This window comes from Sutcliffiella horikoshii, from assembly GCF_008180725.1.
Classification (GTDB): domain Bacteria; phylum Bacillota; class Bacilli; order Bacillales; family Bacillaceae_I; genus Sutcliffiella_A; species Sutcliffiella_A horikoshii_B.
Genome location: NZ_VTEV01000005.1, coordinates 352,153 through 376,840 on the forward strand (window position 1 = coordinate 352,153; position 24,688 = coordinate 376,840).

Consider the following 24,688-nt stretch of genomic DNA (forward strand, 5'->3'; position numbering starts at 1 on the left):
ACTACACTCCCTTGTGCATTTCAACAATTCCTATCTCCATTAAATTCACCTGCGTTCTAAGAACAGGTAAAACAACTTCACATTCATTGCCAATCAGCTCTGTCTTATCAGGGGCGCAGAAAATCATCTGAAGTTTCTGCTCTTTCATAAATCCAAGCATGATTTTTATATTTGTTGGATCCATTTTTGCAAAGGGTTCATCAATGAATACAAGTCTTGTAGAATTATGCTTATCATTGTATATCATTAACAATGCTGATAACAAAATAAGCATATATGGGATCTGAACTTCGGCACCGGAATTATACCCAGATTGTTTTGAAAGTTTGGCTGACTTAAGTACATCATTTGTAAGTAAAATTTCGTATGTCATATAATTACGATAATCTGCATAATGTTCAATCTGATTTTTATCGTTACTCTCAACAATTCGGTTGATAATCTTCCGTATATTCTTTTCAAGCTCTACTTCTTTATCATCTGAATATGATGTTACTACATCAAAAGTCATCTGACCTGATATAGTTCCGAGCTCCTCTCGCTCTTTTAAATAACTTGCATATTCAAGGATTTTTTCATAGTCAGAACCATCCTTAACATATTTAATATCAAAAGCATATTTCGACTTAAATTTCAGTTTTGATAATTCCGCATTTATTAACTTCAAATCATCTCTTGCGGCTTCACAGGACTTCAATACAGTCAGAACAAACTCATTCTTAAATATCTCTTCATATCGTCTGGTTTGTTCTTTTAACTTTTGTTGTATCTCCTGCAAATCATCCATCCAGATTTTAGATTTTCTCGACTCAAATTCAGCTCTGGATTTATCAGACAATGGTAAACGATTATCTGCAGCTCTAGTAGCATTATATGAAGCTTGAGCACCTTTAAGCTTCTCGTCAGCTTCTCTAAGAGAACGTTCTGAACGCGCCCTATCCAACAATATACCACCAGCACTTCCTAGACCATTAACAATATGCTTTTCGTAATCTTCAATAGCCTTTGCATATACTACATTATTAATCATCTCTAATTCTTTCAAATCACACTCTATACTTGTTAGACTATCAGTCTTTTCATTCAACCTGTTTTCGTTTACCCTATATTCCGTCTGCATAGCAGATCTGTCATCACGTACTGTATCCTGTTCTCGATTTACCGCCTTAAGTTTTTGCTCTAGTTTAGAGACTTGCTCAGCAAGTTCTATATACTCTTGGTTATTCTTTTGGGCGTCTTTTAAACGTTCTAACTCATCCTGTTTTTTTGCAAAATCCATTAATACTTCATCATACAATCTGCAAGCATCGAAATTATTCTCACCAAAGAACTCCATAGCTGTTTCAAGATATGACTTATTTGATTCTTTCTGCTGTAATCGCCCTTGAAATTCCTTGAATTCAATAATTAATGCTTCCATTGATTTTGTAGCTTTTATTCTGTTTAGCTCAATTGTTTCTTGTCCTAGACAGTAAAACCTAATTTTATCGAAGCGGAGAAAGAAACTATCCATAGCAACGGAGACTCTGCCATCTTTTGATATAGCGTTCTCGTAATTCTTAACCTTTTCCTTTGTGGTTGCATGAAAACGCCCAAGTTGGTAATCAAAATATTGCTTTGCAACCCGATTCTTTACTTTAATAAATTGAACAACTGAATCCTCCTCAGGATTTATCTCTTTTTTCATTAAAAGCTTTGTGTTGAATAAATGCGCATACCTGTTTTTTGATAAATTAAGCACATCATCTGCAATGTCATAATATTCCGGCTCAACCAATATAGTATATCTCCGTCTCCCAAGATAACTTTCTATAGCATCTCGCCATGACTCCTCTGTCAAACCGATAACATACTCACATGCAAAACAAGCTTTAGATTGTATGCCCCTTTTATCAAATTCTCTGTTAATCTCATTCTTTAATGCGACGTAATCAGGTATTTCTGAAAAAGTTGTCTTCTTAGAATTATAATCATTAATAACCTTTTGCAAAATTGATTGTTGTCTATTATTTTCTCCTAATTTATCCTTAACCCTGGTTTTCTCAGCTATGATCTTATCCCTATAATCTTTGATTTTCTTTAAAAGATAATCAACACTACTTTCTTTTTGAATCTTTGAGAAATTATCTAAAGTTAATGAAGACAATACATCCTGCTGTTCAATTGCCAGATTTCCTTCATTAAACCAGGATAACAGTTCACTCACTCTATTCTGGAAATCAATTAGAGCGTTCTTTTGATTTTCAAGTTTCTCTTTTTCAGCCTGTGTATTCTGCAAAGCCTGCTCAGCTTCTTCTATTGCTTTTGCACAGTCCATAGACATTAAATTATCTTTCGCGTTATTGTAAGCTGTACGCAGCTCTTTTTCACGGGCAGTAATTGCTTCAAGTTTTTTATCATCTTCCGCAATCTGCCTACTAGCGATGTCCATTTTTCTTGTAGCTTCTTCGAGGTCTTTTTTGCACTTCAAGAATCTTTTATATGCACGTTTTACATCATCTGCTAGAATGACATTTCTGGCATTTTGCAAGCCGTCAAAAAGCTTAATTATATTGCTAAGTTCTTCAATTTCAGCATCGATAGTAGCAAAACTCATATTCATAGTATCAATATTTTTTTTCGCTTCTACCAGCTTTGAGAAATCAACCTTCTTTTCCTCTAATACACTTTCTCTGATAAACTGATCAATTTTAGCATTTGGATCATAAGACATAATGCTACGAAGTTTTCTTCTGAAAGATGCTAACTGCTGCTCATTCAAGCGAAGTCCGATTCGCTGCATAAATTTAAGTATGCCCTCTTTTACATCCATCATTTTTATACCTAGTACTTTTTGCAATTCTAATGTACTGTATGGAATGATCTGTCCGCCATCTTGGTATGTATGGGGAATGTTCTCTAGTTTCCTATTCTCTAATACATATCTTCTTGTTACAAATCCATTCCCAGAGTCTGTATCTATTACTGTTCCAAGGATAAAATTCTTTCCAAGTTCCACTTCTTCCATTTCAAGCACGATATGTGTATATACGTTTGGCATCTGGTCTGCAGGCCTCATAAAGGTAGCTGCAGTGGCATCAAGCAGACCTCGTGTATATGAAGTTACCGTTCGGCTTCCTTTATTCTCAGTAGACTTATTAAATACTGTATCCCCGAAGAGAGCATATTTAATGGCATCCAACATAACTGATTTACCATTCCCATTCTTACCTGCAATCAAAGTGAAGAAGCCTATTGGAACAGTAATCTGGTTGAAGCCATACCAATTAATCAACCGGATTGATTTCAATCTTATCATTCCACATCCTCCTCATCTTCATCACTACCTGAATTCTGTACTTCTAAGCCATCTTCTATCTGGTTGTTCTTCATATATTCCGCAGAAACTGTCTGAAATTGTGCAACATCCCATCCAAATTGCAATGATGGGTACAATGTGATAATAGCATCTTCCGACTTATCCTTTGGATCATAATCAACCAGATCATATTTCTTGAAAATCTTCATAGCTGCTGCTAACTTATTACTATCTATGTCTACTTCATATGCTTTGACTTTATCAATTAGATCTCCACGCATTACAACATTCTCATCACTATACCCCAGATTCTCCAGATACACTTCCCAAAGTACAAGCAACAGATGGTATTGTTCTGTTGTGAAGGTCACAACATTTGCTCGTTTTAATCCTACTGCTTCTGCATCATCCTCATGAGGCTTAAGCATTGCAATTCTTACATTCGCATCTACTAATACATCAAATCCAATCATACGTAAATAATCAGAAACATCCTGCCTATTTGATTCTCTTGCTATAAATGAGTACAATTTCTCATCCTTGTCCCCAATGATGAACGTTGAATCCAACAACTTACGAATGCAACGCTTGAACACTATGTTGTCTTCTTCTTTTATAGAAATGTTTAATTTGATATCACTCATTTAATTCATCCTCTTAATTCGTATATTGCTTATTGTTGCAACTTCTGTTTCTATAGTTCCTTTTAAGAATTGAATCTCATATGGAAAATCTCCAGTCCCAGAATATATAATACTAGCTGCTACCATCATGGCATCATCTCTGGTTTTGACCAACGTCTTATCCGGTATTAGACTTTCCTTATTTTCAAGTAAGTTATTAAAGTAACTTATTGCTTGCTTCACGCTATATCTGTCTGGATATTCGTATAACAATTCCTTAGTAAGTCTTGCTTTTTCTTCATCAGATAATGAACTCGAAATAATTGCTCCACTCTTTATATTCGGTTTACGTTTCTTTCGACGTTCAATTGATCTTCTGCCAACGTATTTGTATGACTGCAAGCCAAAACACTTAGAAATAGATTTAATAATATCCTTCTTTTCATTTGGTTCAAAATCCTTAATTGTCATCAGCAAGTCGTTTAAATATGTCTGCATATTTACATTATTGCTTAAGACCATAAGAATTCTTGTAGAGTACAAACTGTAATAGTTATTAATTTTCTTATCTATGTAATCCATCTCTTTGACATAATCATAGCTAATAAAACTTTGTACTTCAGAAAGCTGGCAATCTATTATTTCACGAGCTGTGATTTCGGTTGAGTTATTAATTTTTTGATATTCCTTAATCATATTTTCATAGACTTCTGTATTGGTGATAAGTCTAAGCATTTTTTCAATTTCAGAAATATATCCTGGTATTAAACCATCCTTCTTTATAAAAAAATAATCATTAAAGAAAGACTCCAGCATTTCATCTTTGATAAGGAACTGTCCTAATTCATTGGTCTCCGTCATTTTTATAACTATCCTCATAATAGATCTGATGCTATCTTTAAGCACCAACAGTTCATTTTTCAGGTCTGACACACTATCAGATACCGGTACGAGAATATTAGAATATGGTCTATGAGTTCTCCCATGATCTATAAATGCAGAGTGCAGAATATCATAAATGGAGAAAATGTGGTTAGTCAAAGCAGCACTGGTATCACGATTAAAGATTCTCTCTATCGAATCAATCATCTTTCTACAATAGGGCGTAACGGTAGCAATATTGTCACCATTCCTTCCAATCTCACGCTCTGAAATCCAACCACAATCTCTGAAATATCTTAGAATTGCCCTAGCATTTTCAGTTTCTGATTTTTTACTGCTAATATTCTCGTCAGCATTACCAGAGTTTTCTTCTTCTTCCATCGTGTAAGAATAGTTACGAAGATATAAAATTAAAATGTCTCTTGCATCAGTTTCATAAAGAAGTGGAACGGACTTTGACTTTTCAATAAGCTGTAAAATGCATTCATAATATATCCTTTTATTTTTACAACAAAGCGGATTAAAAAAACGATCGTATTCTACATTGTCAAACAGAATCATATTTTCCCCCTTCTCTCAAAAATGAAAACAAACAGTATTCAATACAAATCTGATTTATAAGTTAAACGTCCTAATGACATAAAAAAAAAACACCCATTTAAAATATCATTTTTGCTTATTTATAATAAAATTCTACAAAAACCTACAATATCCTTTATTTCCCACAATAAAAAGACATGCCTAGACATGTCTTTTTACCTACCAACTAATCCTCCACCTCAACCAAAAATACCTTCTCCCCAAACCCACCACGCTTCTCTGCCTTTTCCCTACGAACCCTCTCAACTTCTTCCATAGAAGACCCGTGGTAACCTGCAAGCGCCCGAACAACCTCCAAAAGATCCGCAAGCTCCTCTACAGCTTCCTCATTCGTCTCCGCTTCCCAGTACTCATCCAATTCTTCATAGCTCTTTAACTTGAGATACTTTATGTAATCTCCATCACTCAAAAATTTAGCTGTATATCTCTTCCCCGTTCCTTCAATTATCTGTGGAATCTTGTCCCGCACTAGCTTGTTGTATATCGGCAATCGAATTCCCCCTAAAACTCAGTCAGTTAAGCAGATATCTAAACAATTTCACACGGTCACTTTTAAACTCCTCAAAAGTAACCGTCTGTACCGTGCCTTCCTTCACTATCTTCACAACTTCACTTTCCCTATCAAAATTAACCGTCGCATCTTTAATGGTATACTTCGCAACCCGCTCTGCCTGATCCATTTTCTGATCATCCAGCTCTATATGAATTCGATTAGACACCCGCTTTAGCATCTGCCAAACAACCTTCTCTTCTTCAGACTTCATGAACAACTCTGGTAACTCAGTAGAGTTTTCCAGACTTCTTAAGGTGGTCAGCATATAATGAGCAAATCCATATCCTACTGGGACAATAATATTTTTCAATCTTGACCAATGCCCAACTGAGAATGTTACTGTGTCTCTAGAAATCTCCACATCACTCACCTTGCCATAGCAGACAATACCGTTTTCCATGTCGACTTCTTTTGTTAAGTAGAGTGCAACATACTGAGCCTGCTGCCAACCTTTTCTTAAAACAGAAGCAGCTAGCGAGTACTTGGCTGATCTTATAGCTCTCGCATATTGCTCCTCCGACGAAACCACTCCAACCAGCACCTTCTCCTCCACACTCTCTTGCCATTTTTGCAGAGAGCCTCTCGGTAAAATTCCTTCCTTCTGAATATCTTCAGGACTCTTATCAATGAGATTTTCAATAAACCGTTCCACAAGATCGGTAGCGTTCGGCAAAAAAGGAAGTGCTCCAATATTCACTTTCCCTATACTTTTATAGAAGTGATGATCCTGGTAGACCTGTTCTTCGTTCCATGGAAAAAGGACATACGCACCGAAAGCAGTTCTCTCATACGGCCCGTTTTGCTCGGAGACTATAGAGTCTCTATACCGGTGCATCGTGTTAATGTCTTCTTCCATTGGACCAGGAGCGCGATACTTCTTGCCGTAGTAGCTGCCCTCTAGCGCGAAGTCGATTCTGTATTTTGCATCGAAGACATAGTTGAACGTGTAGCTTTCTCCTTTTTTCTCAATGCTGAGCATGGTGTCTGGCACTTGTGCAATGGTAGGGAGATTGCCTTCGTATTTTTGATAGGTAAGGGTAATGCGCTCTTTGGTAACTGGATGTTTAAATACACGTCTTGCTTTGCGGCTACCTTCCATACTTACATGAAGACCTTTTCTATCCACTTTGATGATGTCCTGGCTAATCATCTCGTATTTCTTATTGAGTATTTGACCTAACTTTAGATAAGTCCAGTACTCATAAAGGGTTGCCACGTCCTTCACGGACATTTTGTACATGCCGTTTTGCAGGGCTAATCCTTTGGAAACGGTAAGGTAAATCTGATAGGCATCGCGGTAGCCAGGTGCTAGTTGCATGACGAGACTTTGAACGGTTCTATCTGGTAATGTAAGCTCCCGCCAGAAAGGATTGCTAAGCTTCCTTGTGAGCGAGCGCTTCATTTCCTCTATGGTTTTTACTAACTCAGGGTCTTGATCCGCTTTGTTCCAGCGATTATTTTTGAACCTAGAAAGCAAGTCTTCGAGTTTACTAGCAAGACGCGTCATCATCCATTTCACAAAACGATTTTCATGTGTATGAAAGGTGATTTGCTTATTGACGGTCATTCCTTTACTCGGCATAAATTGTTTGTCCCCAATTGGGATGCCTTGGCCTACTTCTTGGAAAAGATGGCTGTTTTTTCGCAAGTAATTTCGGCCTTTTGCATCGAGCGACTTAATTCGGTCTCCCCTGACTATCTCATGAGTCTTGACTAGCTTATGATGGAGTTGCCGCTCAATTTGCTCGATAGCTTTTAGGAAAGCGTCAAAGTAAACTGTGATCAAGCGAAAAAATTCAGCAGGAGACGGAGAGCCTTCTAGCTTCGTTTGCGCACTTAGAAATGTTTTCTTTAAAAAGTGAAAGGCGAGATTATAGATCTCATCGTTCACTTCATCTAAAAGCTTCCGATAGTCCTCCTTATAATTGAGCTTTGTCGGAAAAACTTCCATCGTTACCTCTAGCAGCGTCCGTTTTCCTTCTCTAATCTCAAAAGTTGAATAGCCGATTTCATTTTGAAAATGCAAATTCCCTAGCAAAACATACGACTGGCCAAATTCCACGCGGTTAATCGCGTTCCGAAAAACTGGATGCTCATGATAGAAAGTCAATTCTTTACCGTTTTTAGGAGACACCATAACCGTGTACACACCGTTTTCAAAGAAGATCGGACGGTGGGTGTGCAGGTCTACAAGTTCCAAGTATTCGACATCAAAAACCTTTACCTCTTCATGGTCTCCTACTATCCTGAACTGCATTTCATCATGAAAATCAAGATTACGGTATTGCTGTAATCCTATATACCGCTCATGATAGGGCTTTCCTTTAATCACCAAAGAAAAGTCAGCAGTTTCTATTTTAACAAGTTCCACATCACCTTTAACTAATCCAGAATGAGGTAAAGCCATCGTGCGTTAACCTCCTATACATCTCCACCAGCTTTTCTGTGCTACGTGGGTACTTAGAGAGCTTGATGTACGCCGTATAATCCTCTATATCCTCTGATAGTTCTTGATTCGTAAGGAGCTTAAAAAACTCCTTTATCGTGTGTTCGACTCTACTGTCACTACCAGAAATTCGCGGTAAGATTTTCTGAACTAAACAATAATCAAAAGCGTCCTCCTGCGAGAACAACTTGCCTTCCTGGTTATAGGCAAGGTACATGCAGATTTCATCACGTACTCGATACCCAACTTGTGCACCAAGTGGCTTAAGTGCTTCATTAATACCGACTAATGTTAAAGAGGTCTCCTTTATTAACTCCATGTGCTTGGAAGCGAGGTCCTTTAGATAAAGATAATCAGCACGAAGCATGCTATTTTCAATATTCTTTGGTTCAAGTTTCACAAACGTCCCTTCCAAGAAATCCAAATAATCCAACTGCACACGATTAAATTCAATGGTGTTCGCACGATCTAATACCCTTTTACTAAAAGGATGAGTAGTTTCATCCATATTAACCGTACCTACAATGTACATGTTTTTCGGAAAACCAATAGACCTTCCTACCATGGAACTGTCCAAGATCTCAGAGGAAACAATCTCCCCATCCTTCCAGTTCCTGCTCTCCATCACACTAAGCAGATCACTAAAGTAATACTCCACACGCGCAAGGTTCATTTCATCTAATAGAACAAAATGGGGCTTTGTTGGATTATCGAGAGCTTTTTGCATTACTTTCGTTAAGGGACCTTCCACGAAATCACCTTTAATATCCTTATAGCCAATTAGATCAGAACCATCGCTCCAGTCCGGTCTCACAGGGATTAACGTGAACTGCCCATTTCCTTCCGTTGCCCCAACACTTTCAGCAAACCACTCAATAACTTTGGTTTTCCCTGTTCCAGAAATACCTGAAATAATGACAAAGGGTTTTGTCTTTAACGATAGGAAAAGATTTGTTATTTCTTCCTTTTCATAAAAGAATCCCTTACTTCTTATGTATTGATAAATATGTTCCACGAGTGCCTTATGGCTCATATAATCAGCCTTTGGCACGGCGACAACCTTAGGTGGGTCAGTTGGTTTATAGGTAACACCTTCATTTAAGCTAATAAACTCCTCATAGTACCTCACCATTTTTTGTAGGTCTCCTACTATTACGTCTTCAGAAGGGAAATCCTCCAGCTTGTATTTCACATACACTGCAGTTGAGGCAGCATAGTCTCTTGCTCGTTTGGAAGGTCCAAGATAAATAGTATCGTCCTTTTGAAACCGGTCATCCATACCAATTTCACTTCTAATAGCCTCTTTAATTCTCAGCATCTCTTCCTTTGTCGTTTCCGTAACCCCCTGTGCAAACGTCAAATAGAGTTCCTGCATATCTTCACTAAACAAGTAAACTATGTAATAGCCTCTTTGAGTAGATGTGGTAATCTGGTTGTTCATGATGGCAATCCAAGGAACACTAGCCCAGTTTCCTTGGCCAATGGAGCCAGTTACTACATATTGTGCATTAACAAACGGCAGCTTTTTTAACTCGTCTGTAATATTGTTACGAACGAAGGAACCTAATTCATGACCTCCAAAAGGTTGGGTTTTGGCTTGTGGGTAATGGTTCATGATATGTAAGAATTGATCTCTTAATCTAGTACTCACTGTGTTTTCCTCCAAAGTTATCTCTTCTATCGGTGACCAGTTGCTATCTATTACTTCTAACTTTTCTAGCCACATTAATAGATTATGTGTCCGTTCCTTAGCAAGCGATTCCTTCATCAAATTATCACCTTGAGAGTTCCGGACAATTAACACTCCTAACTCATTAAGAGCTGCTCTCTTTTCGTTTTTTGGGTGTGCTGCTAATAGTTGTAAGATAAAGAGAGCTATTTGGAAATATTCTTTCTCAAGTACAAGGTCTTTAATAAAGGCTAATTTATCTTGAGAAGCCTCGTAGGCATAAAACTTTTCACTTTTTTGATTTGCTTCATTTAATATACCGAGAAGTCTTAAATCCTGCCTACTTTTAGTAAGAATTCTATATTCGTTATCATTTTTTGCTTGTTTGCTTAAAGCTAGAGGATCATAGGTACCCTCGGTGACCTGATCTAAAAATCGTATTACCTTATGAAATTGTTCACAAGGAAGCTGATCCGTTTTAAATTCTTTTAGCTTGATCTTTGTTCCAGCTGGTTCTTTCATAACTTTTATATATGGAAGTTTTGCAAACAAAGCCATTATAAAAGATGATCTACCTCTAGTTTTGGTGAAATCACTAGCCGAAACGATTCTTTTTTGAATAAATTCTTCCCATGCTGTGATTAAGAACTCAAAAGGAATGTATGCATGAGGATCAGTTGCTTCATTATTCTCAAACTTTCTTCTAGAAGCTTCGGATTCTACATAAATTCCATTAGAATCAGTTCGGACTATTTTATTTGGTCTATTGGAGGTTAATGTGTGGATGGTATTAACTTTGTTTAATAGTTCGAGTAATATTTTTGTTAGCAATATATAAATCTCCTTTTGCTAATTATTGTTATTGTTATATTTTTCGACAAAAAACCAGCATTTACCTTCTTTCAGGAAAAATGCTGGTGAATAATATAATTTGCTCACTAATATAGTTAGGGTTTTAAGAATTCTAACTTGCGCTCAAGTTCTAGTTTTGTGACTGGCTCATAAAACATCCATTCAACTAGCTTTACACCATTTTGTAAGCAAAGATCTTTTTTACGTTTATCTAGTTTCTTTCTTTTTAATAACCCCCCTTCACCTCCAAAAAAATCAATTGCTAAGAAATGTTGCTCTCCTTGATATTCAAAAGCAATGTTTAAATCTTCAATAAATACGTCCAAATGTTGAGGCGCTAACCAATCTGGAGATGAATGTAATCGAGCTGCAGGAAATTGATTCTTAATTAATTTGAACATTTCATATTCAGACTTCCATTTTGATGGAATTATTTTCTTCAATATAAGTTCTTCTTCTATAAGTTTCATTTTTTCTTGGAGTTGGAGACGCTTTTCATTTGTTTGAACATATTTTTCGAAGAATCTAGAAGTATGTGCTACTCTATCTTGGACAGGGACTAGATAGGTGTTGAGTAAATATGTTTTTAATTCTTGCCTATACTGAAAATCATGAGTTTTCAATAGTGAATTGTAGATGTTGCGATACATGATTTTTTCACTTGTGTCTTTTGTCATAAAACCTGTGTTCATAATCTTTGCGAAGTCTAGACCAAGTTTCCCCTGAAAAGCACCAGCATTTTTAATTAAGTCCTCTACACTAACTCCAAAAAGTTTATAAGTTGGCAAAAAATCAGTTCCTGTTGTTAGAGTATAGTGGAGAAGAAGAATATCCTCTTTTTGTTCAGGTGAAAAGAATGCAATATGATTAATACTATCGTCCTTATCATAAGGACTCTCAACAATTAAGTGTTTTTTAGCTTTTTTAATTATCTCACACGCAATATAATATCTACTGGAGGAATGACTGGAAAACTGGAAGATAATTTCATCAAACTTTGTTTCATAAGACTTCTTATATTCTATTTGCTTAAAAAATTGACGTTGAATATTAATATCTTCTTCGCTGTATATAATCTTATTAGTTGAATCGTTATGACTAAACCCAGCGATATTTTGAGATATAACCTCTTCTTCATGAAAAATATAATATTGTACGTCCATCCCTTTTTTGTTATATTTGGTTACCTCACCAATTATTCGTAATTCGTCTTTATTTGTTCGAAAAAACTTTATATCATTGAACTTTATTCCTAAGGGCTGTTTATTTCCCTTTTCATCTAAAACAAATCCAGTTCGATAGTTAGTAAGTTCCTTTTTATTTGTTTTTTCATAATAGATTTTATACTTATCCATGTCTTTTTCAATAACGATAACAGTTCCGCTAACATTTCTATCTAAACAAACTTTTTTGCAACCATTCCGAACCATATACAGACTACCTTTATTGTTTTGATTTTCAAAATACTTATCGATATATACAACTACATCTGCGGTTGGTGACACATAAATTAAATTCACTTTATTTCCTAGTAAAGTTGGTGTATTTCCCATCTTTTTAATATATAAGTCTCCGTTATGCCAGTGCTTAGAGTTTGCTAAATAAAAAGCATAATCCCCCTCCGAAGATAAATAATAGAATTCACTTGCTTTTTTAGCAAGAATCTCTTCTTTTCCATTCTCATAAAGTCTAAGTTGACTGTCTTCTCGATATATTATCTTCAACATTTTTTCCCTCAATTCTTAAATGTTCATGATTATTTACTATATTTAGTTATCACCTTATCACTCACTGTATTTTCTACTTTCTTCTCATCTTTCCACTCTTCAAAATAAGAAGTAAACTCCGACTCCCCTGAATACGAAATACACAAATATTCCTTCGCCCTTGTCATCCCAATATACATCAAGGAAACTTCTCGCTCCTTATCCTTCTCAAGCGGGAACGGCATGGTATCCGCTTTCACAATAAATACTGCTTGGAAGTCCAGCCCTTTGCTGCTGTCTATTGTGCTGATTTTTACGGTTTCTTCTTCTCTATTGAAAGCTCTTTTGCTGGCTTCGTTTTCTGTTATCCATGTTGCGGGGATACCTTCATTATTGAGTGCTCTATAATGTCGGCCTTATGTGTTCGTTTTACACGATATAGAATGAGTATTTCAGAGTAAGGAACTTTTCGCACTTGGTGGAGCTGTTGAATTTGTCTAGCGATAATCTGCATTTCTTTTGCAAAGTTATCTGCTTTCAAAATGGCTGGTTCTGGCCCTTTGCGTTTCGTACTTTTGGGAGAGATAATCTCTACGCCTTCTGTTTCACCCACTACCACCTTGTTTTGTAGCGAGGAATTCTTTTGGAAGAAGTCCCAAGCACAGTTGACGATTTGTGATGTGTTTCTGTAGTTTATATTTAATATTTTCGATCTACCACGGAAATCCAGACCTGTGTCCTTGAGATAACTTCTTTTTCTTGGGTAAATTGTTTGTGCACGGTCTTCTACAAGAAGTAGGGCTTTGGTTTCAGGGTTAAGGCATAAGCTCACGAGATGAAGCCAGCTTGCTTCAAAGTCCTGTCCTTCATCAATAAGGATAGCGTCAGATTTAGGAGCAATTGCTTCCCCCTTCTCTAACTTCTCAATGTATGTATCGATGATTCCCTCACTCATGTTTAGGTCATTTATCAACCATTGATGAAAGTTTCTTACTTCAATATTCCTAGGAGTTTGCTGAATCTGTATTTCCCCATCACCAAAATGAAAGTCAAATAGATTATCAGGTTCCAATGCCATCGCTCTTACTATTTGGGCGATATTTTGGGAGAGTGATATGTTATAGCACAAAATCAAGATTCTCCAATTAGGATTCTCTTTCGCCAGCATCTTTGCTCTACTCGCCAAAATAATGGTCTTCCCGCTGCCTGCTACTCCTCGAATAAGTCTATTTTTATCTCCAATTTGTTTGGCCATGTTCTCTTGGTGGAAATCCATTGTTTTGATATCTCTTAAAGATAGAAGCAGCTGATCCTGGTAAGGAACAGGCTCTTTAAACTCAGCACCAATTCGGACCTCTGGAAATAGATAGTACCTAATCGTATTAATTTCTTCATATGTAAGCGGCTCTCTTAACCTGAAAGGTACTTGGAACATATTTATTAACTTTTGTGCAAGCACTTCCTCCGAGAACTCCCATAATCCGGGTCTATCTCTTCCCGTGTAAGCATGCTGTCTGGATCAATGATAGAATAGATCCCGTCCTCTAGAACCTGCTTTTGATTTAGCCTTGTAAAAACAACGCCATAGCCATAAGGGAATTTTAATTTAAACTGATTCTTCCCTTCCGTTTGAAACAAATTCTTATCCTTTTTCAACACATCATTTATCTTAAACACGTAATCTCTTGCCTGTTTAAGCGGACTCTTTACACTATGTAGATTTCCGCTAGTATCCCTAATCGTCCACTCATCTTTATTCAGTTGATACAACGTATTTCTTGTATAATCCTTCACCTCGAGTACAATCAGTCCCAGATCAGGACCAATAATAACAAAGTCCGGCCTAGTCCCCTGAATCTCCGGTTCAAAATAAACTATATAATCATCCGGCAAATACTCCTTCAAAGTACGAAACAAAATTCTCTCCCCAGAAGTAGCACTGCTCCTAATCGTTTCCGGAACCGTAACGGCCATCTTTTTCACCTACCGACAAAATATTACTTTTATTATAGCAAAAGGACTAGGATTTTTACATAAAGTTACAGGAAATACAAAAAAGGTGCAGTTATGTATTACTGAGCACCTTTTTATTACTTATAATTTGCTTCATAGTTTTTCGTTAATTAAAGTTTATATTTTGATGTAGTTTAACTTTTTATGCGGTTCACGGTGATGTATCTAAATGAGTTTTTGTATTTTTTTGCTCTTTAAATTTCACTTGTTGTATTACCATTGTAATCATTCAAAATTTTGTACGAAATGATAATTTGATTAACATTGTATTGTTTCAGTGGTGTATCCTTTGCAGTGTAAGATTCAAATGAAATCCAGTAGGCTTAAACGAGTACTAAGGACAACACAGTATAACAGTTGAAGTTAATCCTTACGGAATAGATTGACATCCTCTTCCACTCCAAGCTTAGCCTTTGCGGTAAAGTTTAATCATTTTATGGTAATTGATATGTTTGTTAGGAAGTACTAAGTATATTCCCCCATAGCTTGCACAAATTAAATTTACTTAATTTTTCTCAAATCGTTGACCGTCTCATATTTTGATAAAAAACTACTATATTTTAATATTCCTTTTCTAGTTCGCTTGTATTTTATTATTATTCTATACATATTTTTATTTAATTTGGCTTCAGCATAACCTAATTCATATGGCATCCATTTTGATAGCCTTGAATTCCTTGAATCAAGATAGATATACGAATTTGAGTTATCTAATGCATATAATATCTTATTTGTTATCTGTTTATCAGTCATGGAAATGTTTAAGCTGTTCTCAAAAATTCCCTCCAGGATATCAAGCCTTTTTTTATCTTCTTCAGGTAATAAACTTGACAATAAATTAATTACCTTTTCAGTAGATCGTTGACTATTTAATTCATAGTCATCAATCCAGTCTACATAAGAAACTTTGTCAAACTCGTATAATAAGCACAGTTTTATCCCTAAAACTTCTCTTGAATCTACACTACTATGTGAAAGAAATACATCATATTTTGCTGGTTTATAAATATCTTTCTGATTGTATAGTAAGATTAGTATTAACCTTGATTGATAGGTTAGTTTAATTTGATCTATAGTAAACATTTGATCATTTTTAGATAACCCTAATTCACTTTTAACTGACTCTAATATCTTTTCGCCATATTCTTCAATAATAATGGTTCGAAATTCTTCGCTCGATATGCTATTTATTTTAATTATACTCTCTATGGTCTCTAGCAGATTCGGACTATTTTCGCTATTTGTCCATCTGAAGTTATTTTCAAAGTTTAAACTCTTTAATTTATTCTCGGTGTCGTTGTGATTACCATCATTTATGTTCGAAATTATCATCAATAGATCTTGCAGGAACCTATTAATATGGTTAGATAGATTATTTTCAATCATCGATACTTCCAATTGATTCATCATTATCTCCTTGAGATATTTTTATTAATTTTAATTTAGTGGAGTTAAAATAAATTGAGACATAAATGTTTGTTTATTTGATATTTATATCTTATGCAAAACTCTGCTATACAGGTGCCAGGCACTCCTCTAACTGATGATAGATTTATAACTTAATACTAGTAGTATATTGTTCGTTTATTAATTACCCGCTAAAGTAGCAGCCTCTTCTATCCAACTAGAAAAGTTATTATAACCATCATTTAAATCCCAGAAATATGTCTGGAAATAACTCGAAGCCCTCTTTAACTTTCCATCAACAGAGATATAGACATTATCTAAAGGGTTTTGTCCCCTTTCATCCTTCTCACCATTGATATTTTTTAGACGGTGAATGTAGATTCCTAACAACCCATTTCCTTTTTCAATGCTCTTTTCAATTTCGTGTTGTACCCATTTTCTATCTGCTGTTTCTTTACCGATTAAAACTACGGTGACTGAAGTTCCTTTCATCTGTCCTTCTATCCAATCTTTAATTGCTTTGTCACCTTTTCTTTTTATCTCTTCCCATTCTGCCTTATCAACATAGCCCTTAATTGATTGAGTAATATTTGAATTTCTAACTTGTGCTGCTCTCCAAGCATCTCTTTCATAATGAAAACTAAAGAATACTTTTCTAGCCATTATACTTTCCTCCTAATGTTTTCTATTATTTTACCAACCTCAGTTATTAACTTTTGTTGGTCTTTCACATTTTCTAAAACAGTTATCGAGTTTTCCAAATACCAAAACTGTTCTAAGTTACCTTTTATCTCTTTGAAAATACTCTCAGCCGCAAATCCAGTAGAACCAATAGGAATGATATACTTGTCTTTTTCCCGTGCTATACGATATTCCTCTAGCATTCCATCAGCCTCAACCACTTTTCCATCAACAAGCTTATTTCCAAAAACAAATATCATTACGCCTGATTCACTTATCATATCTTTACGGTATTCAGTCCAAAGTTCTTTTAATGTCTTTCCACCTGATTCAGCCTGAGGGAAAGGTCTTAGTGTTAGATAATCATTTATTTTTTTCCCCTTATTTGCAAATATTTCTTCTAAAGCTCCGTTTATAACAAAGCTCCCTACCCCTAATCCAAACCCAGATATTATATGATGATTGTTAGTTACTAATGTGTTAGAAAGGGTATGTAGTAAGTTTTTGGCTTCCTCTGCTGAAAAATCACCATAATCTTCGGCGCTGCCCGATATAAATACTTTATTGACTTTAAACTTTTTATCAATATTTCTAAGAATATTAGTAATATCTGAGTACTCCTTAATTAAAACTGAGTTTATACCAAATCGCTTAAGGTCTTTGACTTTTAAATCTAACTTTACTTTATCGTAATTGTACTCATCTTCATTAAATTCCCCAGTGTTATTGTAACGTTCATCTGACTTGTTCACTTCTCTAAAGAAGCAGTAATGATTTTTAGGACTAGCACCTAGCAAATCAATTCGAATTTTGCTTAATATTTGTTCTAAGTTAGGATCTTCAAAACTAAAACCAATAAAAATAAATGTTTTTGAAATTAGTTCACCTTTGAGCTGAGTGGTAAATAAGGCTCTTTCAGTTCCATATTTTTCATAATCATCTCTAGTTATGACAGCGTCATCAGGAAATTCTTTATCACCATGCATCTTGTAAACTACAACATCTCTATTAGGCTTAAAATTCTTCATTTGACTTTGTTTAATTTTCACATCTACTACTTTGCCGGTTTCGCCTAAAGTATCTTCTATTATAGAATCATAATTTGTTGACCAATATGTATCAATTGGTAGAGTAGATAATATATTCATATTCTCATTTTTTTCAGCAGTTTGCTGAAATTCGTCTATGATCGCTTCGTTGATTGTCTGTCTACCATTTGCATTTAAATGATATTGTGCTACGGAAACCAAATCTAGTTCTTTATTAATATCTAGATTTAACTCTATTGCAATATCTTTTAATAGACCACGCCAGTCAACAAAACCAGAGCCCCTTGAAAGGCCGGCCCCCGCAAAAATTGCTAAATTATTATTCCTTAGTTCTTTTAAAACTGCTTTTTCAAAGCTGGCAATAGAAGTACTCACAATTACCCCTTCCCTTCAGACAAAATCTAATATGTAAATTTTACCACACTATTACAAAAAGTTACATTTTATATTATGTTAATTTAGAAACTGGTACTGTTAGCTGTTAACTGTATTTATAAGAGAGTACTTATTGCAGCCATTACTGGGAAATTTTATAAAAAATGAAACCAAGCCATACAAATTTAAGTATAATATAGTAGATATAGGATTAAGGGGGTTACAGCATGGGATATCAACCAGAAGCAGAACTAGAGAAAAATTTACACAAACAACTAGTAAATCAAGGTTACAAAGCCGTGAAGATTCCAAACTATGATGCATTATTAGCCAATTTTAAGCATCAACTAAATTTATTTAATGAACATAAACTAAATGGGCAACCATTATCAGATATAGAATTCAAAAGAATTCTTACATTAATTGAAGGAAAAGGCATTTATGACTCCGCAAAAATCTTGCGTGATAAGCTACTGATTGAACGTGAGGATGGTACACAATTATATGTAGAACTCATGAATACAAAGGATTGGTGTAAGAACCTATTCCAAGTAACAACTCAAACAACAGTAAAAGGTATCTATACAAATCGTTATGACGTGACCGTTCTTATTAATGGTTTACCACTTGTACAAATCGAACTGAAACGTCGTGGTTTAGATTTTAAAGAAGCATTCAATCAAATCCAGCGCTATCGTCGTCACACATTTACTGGTTTGTATCGTTTCCTACAGATCTTTGTTGTAAGTAATGGAGTTGATACTAAATACTTCTCGAACTCCGACTACGACATTCAATTTGGCTTTACATTCTTTTGGACTGACGAGAAGAATGAACTTATCACAAATTTGCAAGAGTTCAGTCGAGCTTTCTTACAACCGTGCCATCTTGCAAAAATGATTAGCCGTTACATGGTCATTAATGATACAGATAAAGCGTTAATGGTCATGCGTCCATACCAAGTTTATGCAGTTGAAGCACTTGTGAAGCGTGCTACCGAAACAAAGAATAATGGATACATTTGGCACACTACAGGCTCTGGGAAAACATTAACCTCTTTTAAGGCTGGGCAAATTCTAGCTGACGAAGAGAGTATCAAAAAAGTATTTTTCCTTGTAGATCGACGAGATTTAGATAGTCAGACAATACAAGAATTTAATAAGTTTCAAAAAGGTTCCGTTGACCGAACTGAAAAAACGGACATACTTATTGAGCAAATAAAAGATCCAATGCGATCTTTTATAGTTACAACTATTGATAAGATGAATAATGCTGTAAAAAACTCTAAATATGCAGAAATAATGGCTCCATATAAGCAAGAGCGTGTAATCTTTATTATAGATGAGTGTCACCGCAGTCAATTTGGTGATATGAGAAAAGAAATTGACCGTCATTTTCAAAACGCTCAATACTTTGGCTTTACAGGTACACCTCGCTTTGTCAAGAATAAAAGTCAAGATGGACGTACAACCGCTGACCTATTTGAGAAGTGTCTACACCATTATCTAATAAAAGATGCAATTCGAGATGGCAACGTACTTGGTTTCTCTGTCGAGTACATTCGCACTTTTAATGCAAATATTAATGAAGATGATGATACAAAAGTACAAGCGATTAATACGGATGAAGTATGGCATGATGAGCGCCGTCTCAATCTAATAGCAGACCATATAGTAGATAATCATAATCGACGTTCAAAGAGTAAAGGTTATTGTGCTATGTTTGCAGTAGACTCCATTCCAACTCTTATTAAGTACTATGATATTTTCAAAAAGAAGGACCACAAATTGAAGATTGCTGGTATTTATTCATATGCACCAAACGAGGAAAGCGATGGAACTGGTGAACATTCTCGTGAAGCCTTAGACCGCATAATTGTAGACTATAATAAAATGTACAACACTGACTTCTCTACTGACACATGGGATCGCTACTTTTCCGATGTTTCTAAGAAAGTAAAGCATGCACAAATTGATATATTACTTGTCGTGAAGATGTTCCTAACTGGTTTTGATAGTAAGCCACTTAACACTTTATATGTAGACAAAAACATGGTGTATCATGACTTACTTCAAGCATATAGTCGTACCAATCGTGTTGAGAAATCTACAAAGCCATATGGTAACATCGTTTGCTACCGAAAACTTAAAGAAAAAACAGATGATGCCATTAAGCTATTCTCTCGAACAGATAATGTTGATACAGTATTAATGTCTAGTTACGATGAGTATCTTAAAGCTTTTAAAGAAGCATTGGTAAAATTGAGAGAAATTGCAGTTATTCCTGAAGAAGTGGATGAACTAGAACGTGAAGAAGATAAACGAAAATTCATTGTAGCATTCAAAAATGTTACGAAAATGCTCCAACGTTTGCAGTCATTTTCTGATTTCGAATTTGATGAAACAGAACTAAAAATTTCACAGCAGTCATACGAAGATTACAAAAGTAAATACTTTAAAGTTTATGAAGAGTTTAAGCGTAGTGAAGTGTCAAAAGAGTCCATTCTTCATGACATCGACTTTGAGCTAGAGCTGATGCATACAGACCGAATCAATGTTAGCTACATTTTGAATCTGGTTGCGAATTTGAACACTGAAGATCAAAAAGAACGTGAGAAAGAAATCCGTTTCATCAAGCAAGAATTAGACCATGCATCTGATCCGAAGCTACGTCTAAAAATTGAACTAATTAAAGGCTTCTTAGATAAAGTTGCACCTACTTTAGCACCTAATGAATCTGTAATTGACGCATATAACCGATATGAAGAAGAAATGAGTGATCAGGAACTCACATCTTTTGCAAAAGAAGTAGACATTGAAGATAGTGTATTACGTGAACAAGTATCTTCCTATGAATACTCGAACTTAATTGAAAAGAATGCTATTATGGACTCCTTATCTGGTTCCTTCTTGAAGAAAAACAAAGCGATTAAACACATCACATCATTTATCCGTGACTTTACAGAAAAATATGGTGCGTAAAGGTATTTGCTAAACTAAATATATCAATAAATGAAGAGCGCATCACAAGCGCTCTTTTTGATATTTTTAAAAATATCAAAAATTATATTAAAATTTGTTGATATTTTTTAAAATATCGTATATACTAAACAAGGATTTACTGATATATTAAAAAATATCAAAGGAGGGTTGTTGTGAAACTTTATGAAATAGCACAATTCACACAAGGGGCTTTTGCTAATCGATTGGAAACTATAACCGACAACTTAGAAACATCATTAGTAAGACTGCTTTCACTAAAACAATTTAACGAAACCCTTGGACTGACTTATAGGATATCTAATGAAAAAAGTGCTGAAATAACTGTACCAAAAGAAAAATTATCAGCAAAACTATTAACAGATACAAATAGTTTAATTCTACACACACATACCCAAAAAGTTGCTTTGTTACCTGAGAAATACAGTGGGTTATTATTAACTAATAACTTTATAAAAATTCAATTAACAAGCGATATAGATCTCGCCTTCTTTGAATGGTACTTTAATGAGCATCCATCTATTCAAAAACAGTTGTCTGTATTAAGTGAAGGAACAGTTACTTCATTGTTAAAGCTTTCTCATTTAAAAGATTTGGAAATTGACTTACCACCTCTTCAAAAGCAAATAACTATTGGGAAGGTTGCATACTTGAAAAAGTTGAAGAATTCATTATTAGTAGAAAAACGTGAATTACAACAGCAATACATTCAACAGAAATTAATTCAAAGTTTCCATGTAAATTAAACAAATCTAAGGAGGACATTATTATGACTACAAGCGAAAAACAACGTCAACAACAAGCTGAATTACATAAAAAATTATGGGCAATGGCAAATGACTTACGAGGCCAAATGGATGCTAATGAATTCAAGGATTATATCTTGGGGTTAATCTTCTATCGTTACTTATCCGAGAAAGTAGAAGCACGTGCAGAGAAATTACTAAAAGACGATAACATTTCTTATGCAAAAGCATGGGAAAACGAAGAGTACCGTGAGGACTTAGCTGAATATCTTATTGATGAATTAGGTTATGTAGTAGAGCCACAATTCCTGTTCTCACGTTTCCTTGAAGAAATCGAAAAAGGGGCAAATGGTAACTTCGATGTGGAGATGCTACAAAACGGTGTAAAATCAATTGAATCATCTACTTTAGGTACTGAAAGCCAAGACGATTTCCAAAATCTATTCGATGATATGGATTTAACTTCATCTCGCCTAGGGCGCACAGTGAAGGATCGTACAAATTTAATCAGTAAAGTAATTGTTAACATTGCAGATATTCCATTTTTACAAGATGATGTAGAAATTGATATTTTGGGTGATGCATACGAATACATGATTTCTCAATTCGCAGCAAACGCAGGAAAAAAAGCTGGCGAGTTCTATACGCCACAACAAGTGTCTAAAATTTTAGCGAAGATTGTGACTGCTGGAAAATCAGAAATTCGTGATGTATATGACGGTGCTTGTGGTTCTGGTTCTTTGCTACTTCGTGTAGGTAAAGAAGCGAAAGTGCACAAATATTACGGACAAGAAAAAGTATCAACAACATACAACTTAGCTCGTATGAATATGTTGCTACATGATGTTCCATACCAACGTTTCGATATTCAAAATGCGGATACATTAGAAGAACCGCACCATACCGACCAGCGTTTTGAAGCAATCGTAGCCAATCCTCCATACTCAGCAAAATGGAGCGCAGATGATAAGTTCAAAGAAGATGAACGGTTTAGCGCCTATGCAAAACTACCACCAAAATCAAAAGCAGACTTCGCATTCATTCAACATTTTATTCATCAGTTGGATGACAGCGGTACAATGGCTGTTGTATTACCGCATGGTGTACTATTCCGTGGAGCTGCTGAAGAAGCAATTCGTAAATACTTGATTGAAGAAAAAAACTATTTAGATGCCGTCATTGGTTTACCATCAAACATTTTTTTCGGCACAGGAATTCCTACTTGTATTTTAGTATTTAAAAAATGCCGTAAACACGATGAAAATGTAATGTTTATTGATGCATCAAATCAGTTTGAAAAAGGCAAAAATCAAAACCTGTTAGCAGATGAGCATGTTGACAAAATCGTATCAACTTATATCAATCGTCAAACAATCTATAAATACTCATACGCAGCTACATTAGATGAGATTAAAGAAAATGATTATAACTTAAATATTCCTCGCTATGTTGACACCTTTGAAGAAGGGGAACAGATAGATTTAGAAGCAGTAGCAAAACGATTAAAAGATATTGACGAAGAAATTGCAAAAGTTGATCAGGAATTAGGACAACATTTTAAAGAATTGGGGGTGTAAAGGGTGAATGCACCGAAATTGAGATTTGAAACCTTTAAGAAAGAATGGAATGAAACTACTTTAGGGGACTTACTGTCATTTAATAATGGTATTAATGCAGACAAAAACAGTTATGGTCATGGTCGTAAATTCATTAATGTATTAGACATTTTAAATAACAATTTTATTAAATATAGTGAAATTATTGGACTTGTTTCAGTATCTTCTAAAATGGAAGAATCGAATAAAGTCGAATATGGGGATTTACTATTTCTTCGCAGCTCAGAAACTCGAGATGATGTAGGAAAAAGCTCGGTCTATTTAGACGAGAATGAATTTGCTCTATTTGGTGGATTCGTTATTCGTGGCAAAAAACAAGCTGATTATCATCCGTATTTTTTAAAATTAAATTTAGAATCTCCCAATGTAAGGAATCAAATCGGAACAAAAGCTGGTGGAAGTACTCGATTTAATGTCAGCCAATCCATTCTAAGTTCGGTTGAACTTAAAATGCCTTCTAAAGATGAACAATCTAAAATTGCAGAATTCTTTTCTACCTTAGATTTAAAAATACAAAAACAACAAGTGAAAATTAGCTTGTTAAACAAACAGAAAAAGGGATATATACAGCAAATTTTTAATCAGAATCAAAACGGTTGGTCTCTTTTTGAATTGGGTGATTTATTTGAAGAACGTTCGGAAAGAGGGTATGAAGAATATCAATTATTAGCAGTTACACTTGGTAAAGGTGTAACAGATCGTACTGGAATGAAAAAGGATACATCAAGTGAAGATAAATCAAGTTATAAACGTGTGTTACCAGATGATATAGCTTATAATTCTATGAGAATGTGGCAGGGAGCTAGTGGACATTCAATATTTAAAGGGATTGTTAGTCCTGCCTACACAGTATTAAAGCCCAGAGAACAAGTTTATAGTTTATTCTTTGCATACTTATTCAAAACGGATTTCATGCTATATCAGTTTAAAAAGTATTCTCAAGGACTTACTTCTGACACGTGGAACTTAAAATATCCTCTTTTGAAAGATATTAAAGTCAAAGTTCCTTCTTATGAAGAACAGAAGAAAATCGCTAGTTTATTCTCTAAATTAGATTCAAAAATTCAACTCGAAACAAAAAAACTAGGGATATTGCAAGAACAAAAAAAAGCTTTTATGCAGCAAATGTTTATTTAACTAAAGAAGTGCAAGCTTTTTTTAAGTGGTTTTAGT

Annotated in this window: 14 protein-coding genes and 1 pseudogene; 4 read left to right on the top strand and 11 right to left on the bottom strand. The window is 35.0% G+C overall.

From position 1 onward, the window contains the following. Nucleotide 1 precedes the first annotated feature (1 nt). The 11 genes and pseudogenes from FZC76_RS14005 to FZC76_RS14055 all read right to left on the bottom strand — a co-directional run bounded on the left by FZC76_RS14005 (nt 2) and on the right by FZC76_RS14055 (nt 18,154). The gene (locus tag FZC76_RS14005) at nt 2-3,298 is read right to left on the bottom strand and encodes an SbcC/MukB-like Walker B domain-containing protein (protein ID WP_148988788.1); all 3,297 of its coding nucleotides are present in this window, start codon (nt 3,296-3,298) and stop codon (nt 2-4) included. Beyond that, nucleotides 3,295-3,942: a DUF4194 domain-containing protein gene (locus tag FZC76_RS14010; RefSeq protein WP_148988789.1), complete on the bottom strand. Its 648-nt coding sequence runs from the start codon at nt 3,940-3,942 to the stop codon at nt 3,295-3,297. Before FZC76_RS14010 ends, FZC76_RS14005 begins: the two co-directional genes overlap by 4 nt. Continuing rightward, the gene (locus tag FZC76_RS14015; RefSeq protein ID WP_148988790.1) at nt 3,943-5,364 is read right to left on the bottom strand and encodes a Wadjet anti-phage system protein JetA family protein; all 1,422 of its coding nucleotides are present in this window, start codon (nt 5,362-5,364) and stop codon (nt 3,943-3,945) included. It abuts the gene before it with no gap. 205 nt (nt 5,365-5,569) lie between these two features. Next, nucleotides 5,570-5,893 carry a nucleoside triphosphate pyrophosphohydrolase gene (locus FZC76_RS14020; RefSeq protein WP_148988791.1) on the bottom strand — a complete coding sequence of 108 codons (324 nt, stop codon included), beginning with the start codon at nt 5,891-5,893 and terminating at the stop codon, nt 5,570-5,572. A 22-nt stretch (nt 5,894-5,915) separates the two neighbouring features. Continuing rightward, nucleotides 5,916-8,363: a restriction endonuclease-like protein gene (locus FZC76_RS14025; RefSeq protein WP_148988792.1), complete on the bottom strand. Its 2,448-nt coding sequence runs from the start codon at nt 8,361-8,363 to the stop codon at nt 5,916-5,918. After that, nucleotides 8,335-10,902, bottom strand: a complete 2,568-nt coding sequence (locus FZC76_RS14030; RefSeq protein WP_148988793.1) for an MrcB family domain-containing protein — start codon at nt 10,900-10,902, stop codon at nt 8,335-8,337. Before FZC76_RS14030 ends, FZC76_RS14025 begins: the two co-directional genes overlap by 29 nt. 116 nt (nt 10,903-11,018) lie before the next feature. Beyond that, the gene (locus FZC76_RS14035; RefSeq protein ID WP_148988794.1) at nt 11,019-12,650 is read right to left on the bottom strand and encodes a hypothetical protein; all 1,632 of its coding nucleotides are present in this window, start codon (nt 12,648-12,650) and stop codon (nt 11,019-11,021) included. A gap of 29 nt (nt 12,651-12,679) precedes the next feature. After that, nucleotides 12,680-14,603: pseudogene (locus FZC76_RS14040) on the bottom strand (3'-5' exonuclease). A 540-nt stretch (nt 14,604-15,143) separates the two neighbouring features. Then, entirely contained in the window at nt 15,144-16,052 is a 909-nt protein-coding gene (locus FZC76_RS14045; protein ID WP_148988795.1) for a hypothetical protein, read from the bottom strand. Nucleotides 16,053-16,229: 177 nt separating this feature from the next. Continuing rightward, complete coding sequence (locus FZC76_RS14050; protein ID WP_148988796.1) at nt 16,230-16,712, bottom strand: TIR domain-containing protein; 483 nt, start codon at nt 16,710-16,712, stop codon at nt 16,230-16,232. Continuing rightward, a complete protein-coding gene (locus FZC76_RS14055; protein ID WP_148988797.1) occupies nt 16,712-18,154 on the bottom strand; it encodes an SIR2 family protein in 1,443 nt (480 codons plus the stop codon). Before FZC76_RS14055 ends, FZC76_RS14050 begins: the two co-directional genes overlap by 1 nt. A 227-nt stretch (nt 18,155-18,381) precedes the next feature. Between FZC76_RS14055 and FZC76_RS14060 the strand changes: the two genes are divergently transcribed. From FZC76_RS14060 to FZC76_RS14075, 4 genes are all read left to right on the top strand, one after another. Beyond that, nucleotides 18,382-21,135 carry a type I restriction endonuclease subunit R gene (locus tag FZC76_RS14060; protein WP_148988798.1) on the top strand — a complete coding sequence of 918 codons (2,754 nt, stop codon included), beginning with the start codon at nt 18,382-18,384 and terminating at the stop codon, nt 21,133-21,135. 173 nt (nt 21,136-21,308) lie between these two features. Beyond that, entirely contained in the window at nt 21,309-21,899 is a 591-nt protein-coding gene (locus FZC76_RS14065; protein WP_148988799.1) for a restriction endonuclease subunit S, read from the top strand. A 23-nt stretch (nt 21,900-21,922) separates the two neighbouring features. Next, entirely contained in the window at nt 21,923-23,476 is a 1,554-nt protein-coding gene (locus tag FZC76_RS14070) for a type I restriction-modification system subunit M (RefSeq protein WP_148988800.1), read from the top strand. A gap of 3 nt (nt 23,477-23,479) precedes the next feature. Continuing rightward, nucleotides 23,480-24,652: a restriction endonuclease subunit S gene (locus FZC76_RS14075; protein ID WP_148988801.1), complete on the top strand. Its 1,173-nt coding sequence runs from the start codon at nt 23,480-23,482 to the stop codon at nt 24,650-24,652. The last annotated feature ends 36 nt before the right edge of the window (nt 24,653-24,688 follow it).

Coding starts and splice junctions, on each gene's coding strand:
- FZC76_RS14005 (WP_148988788.1), bottom strand. CDS start 3,298: ATGATAAGATTGAAATCAATCCGGTTGATTAATTGGTATGGCTTCAAC.
- FZC76_RS14010 (WP_148988789.1), bottom strand. CDS start 3,942: ATGAGTGATATCAAATTAAACATTTCTATAAAAGAAGAAGACAACATA.
- FZC76_RS14015 (WP_148988790.1), bottom strand. CDS start 5,364: ATGATTCTGTTTGACAATGTAGAATACGATCGTTTTTTTAATCCGCTT.
- FZC76_RS14025 (WP_148988792.1), bottom strand. CDS start 8,363: ATGGCTTTACCTCATTCTGGATTAGTTAAAGGTGATGTGGAACTTGTT.
- FZC76_RS14035 (WP_148988794.1), bottom strand. CDS start 12,650: ATGTTGAAGATAATATATCGAGAAGACAGTCAACTTAGACTTTATGAG.
- FZC76_RS14045 (WP_148988795.1), bottom strand. CDS start 16,052: ATGATGAATCAATTGGAAGTATCGATGATTGAAAATAATCTATCTAAC.
- FZC76_RS14050 (WP_148988796.1), bottom strand. CDS start 16,712: ATGGCTAGAAAAGTATTCTTTAGTTTTCATTATGAAAGAGATGCTTGG.
- FZC76_RS14060 (WP_148988798.1), top strand. CDS start 18,382: ATGGGATATCAACCAGAAGCAGAACTAGAGAAAAATTTACACAAACAA.
- FZC76_RS14070 (WP_148988800.1), top strand. CDS start 21,923: ATGACTACAAGCGAAAAACAACGTCAACAACAAGCTGAATTACATAAA.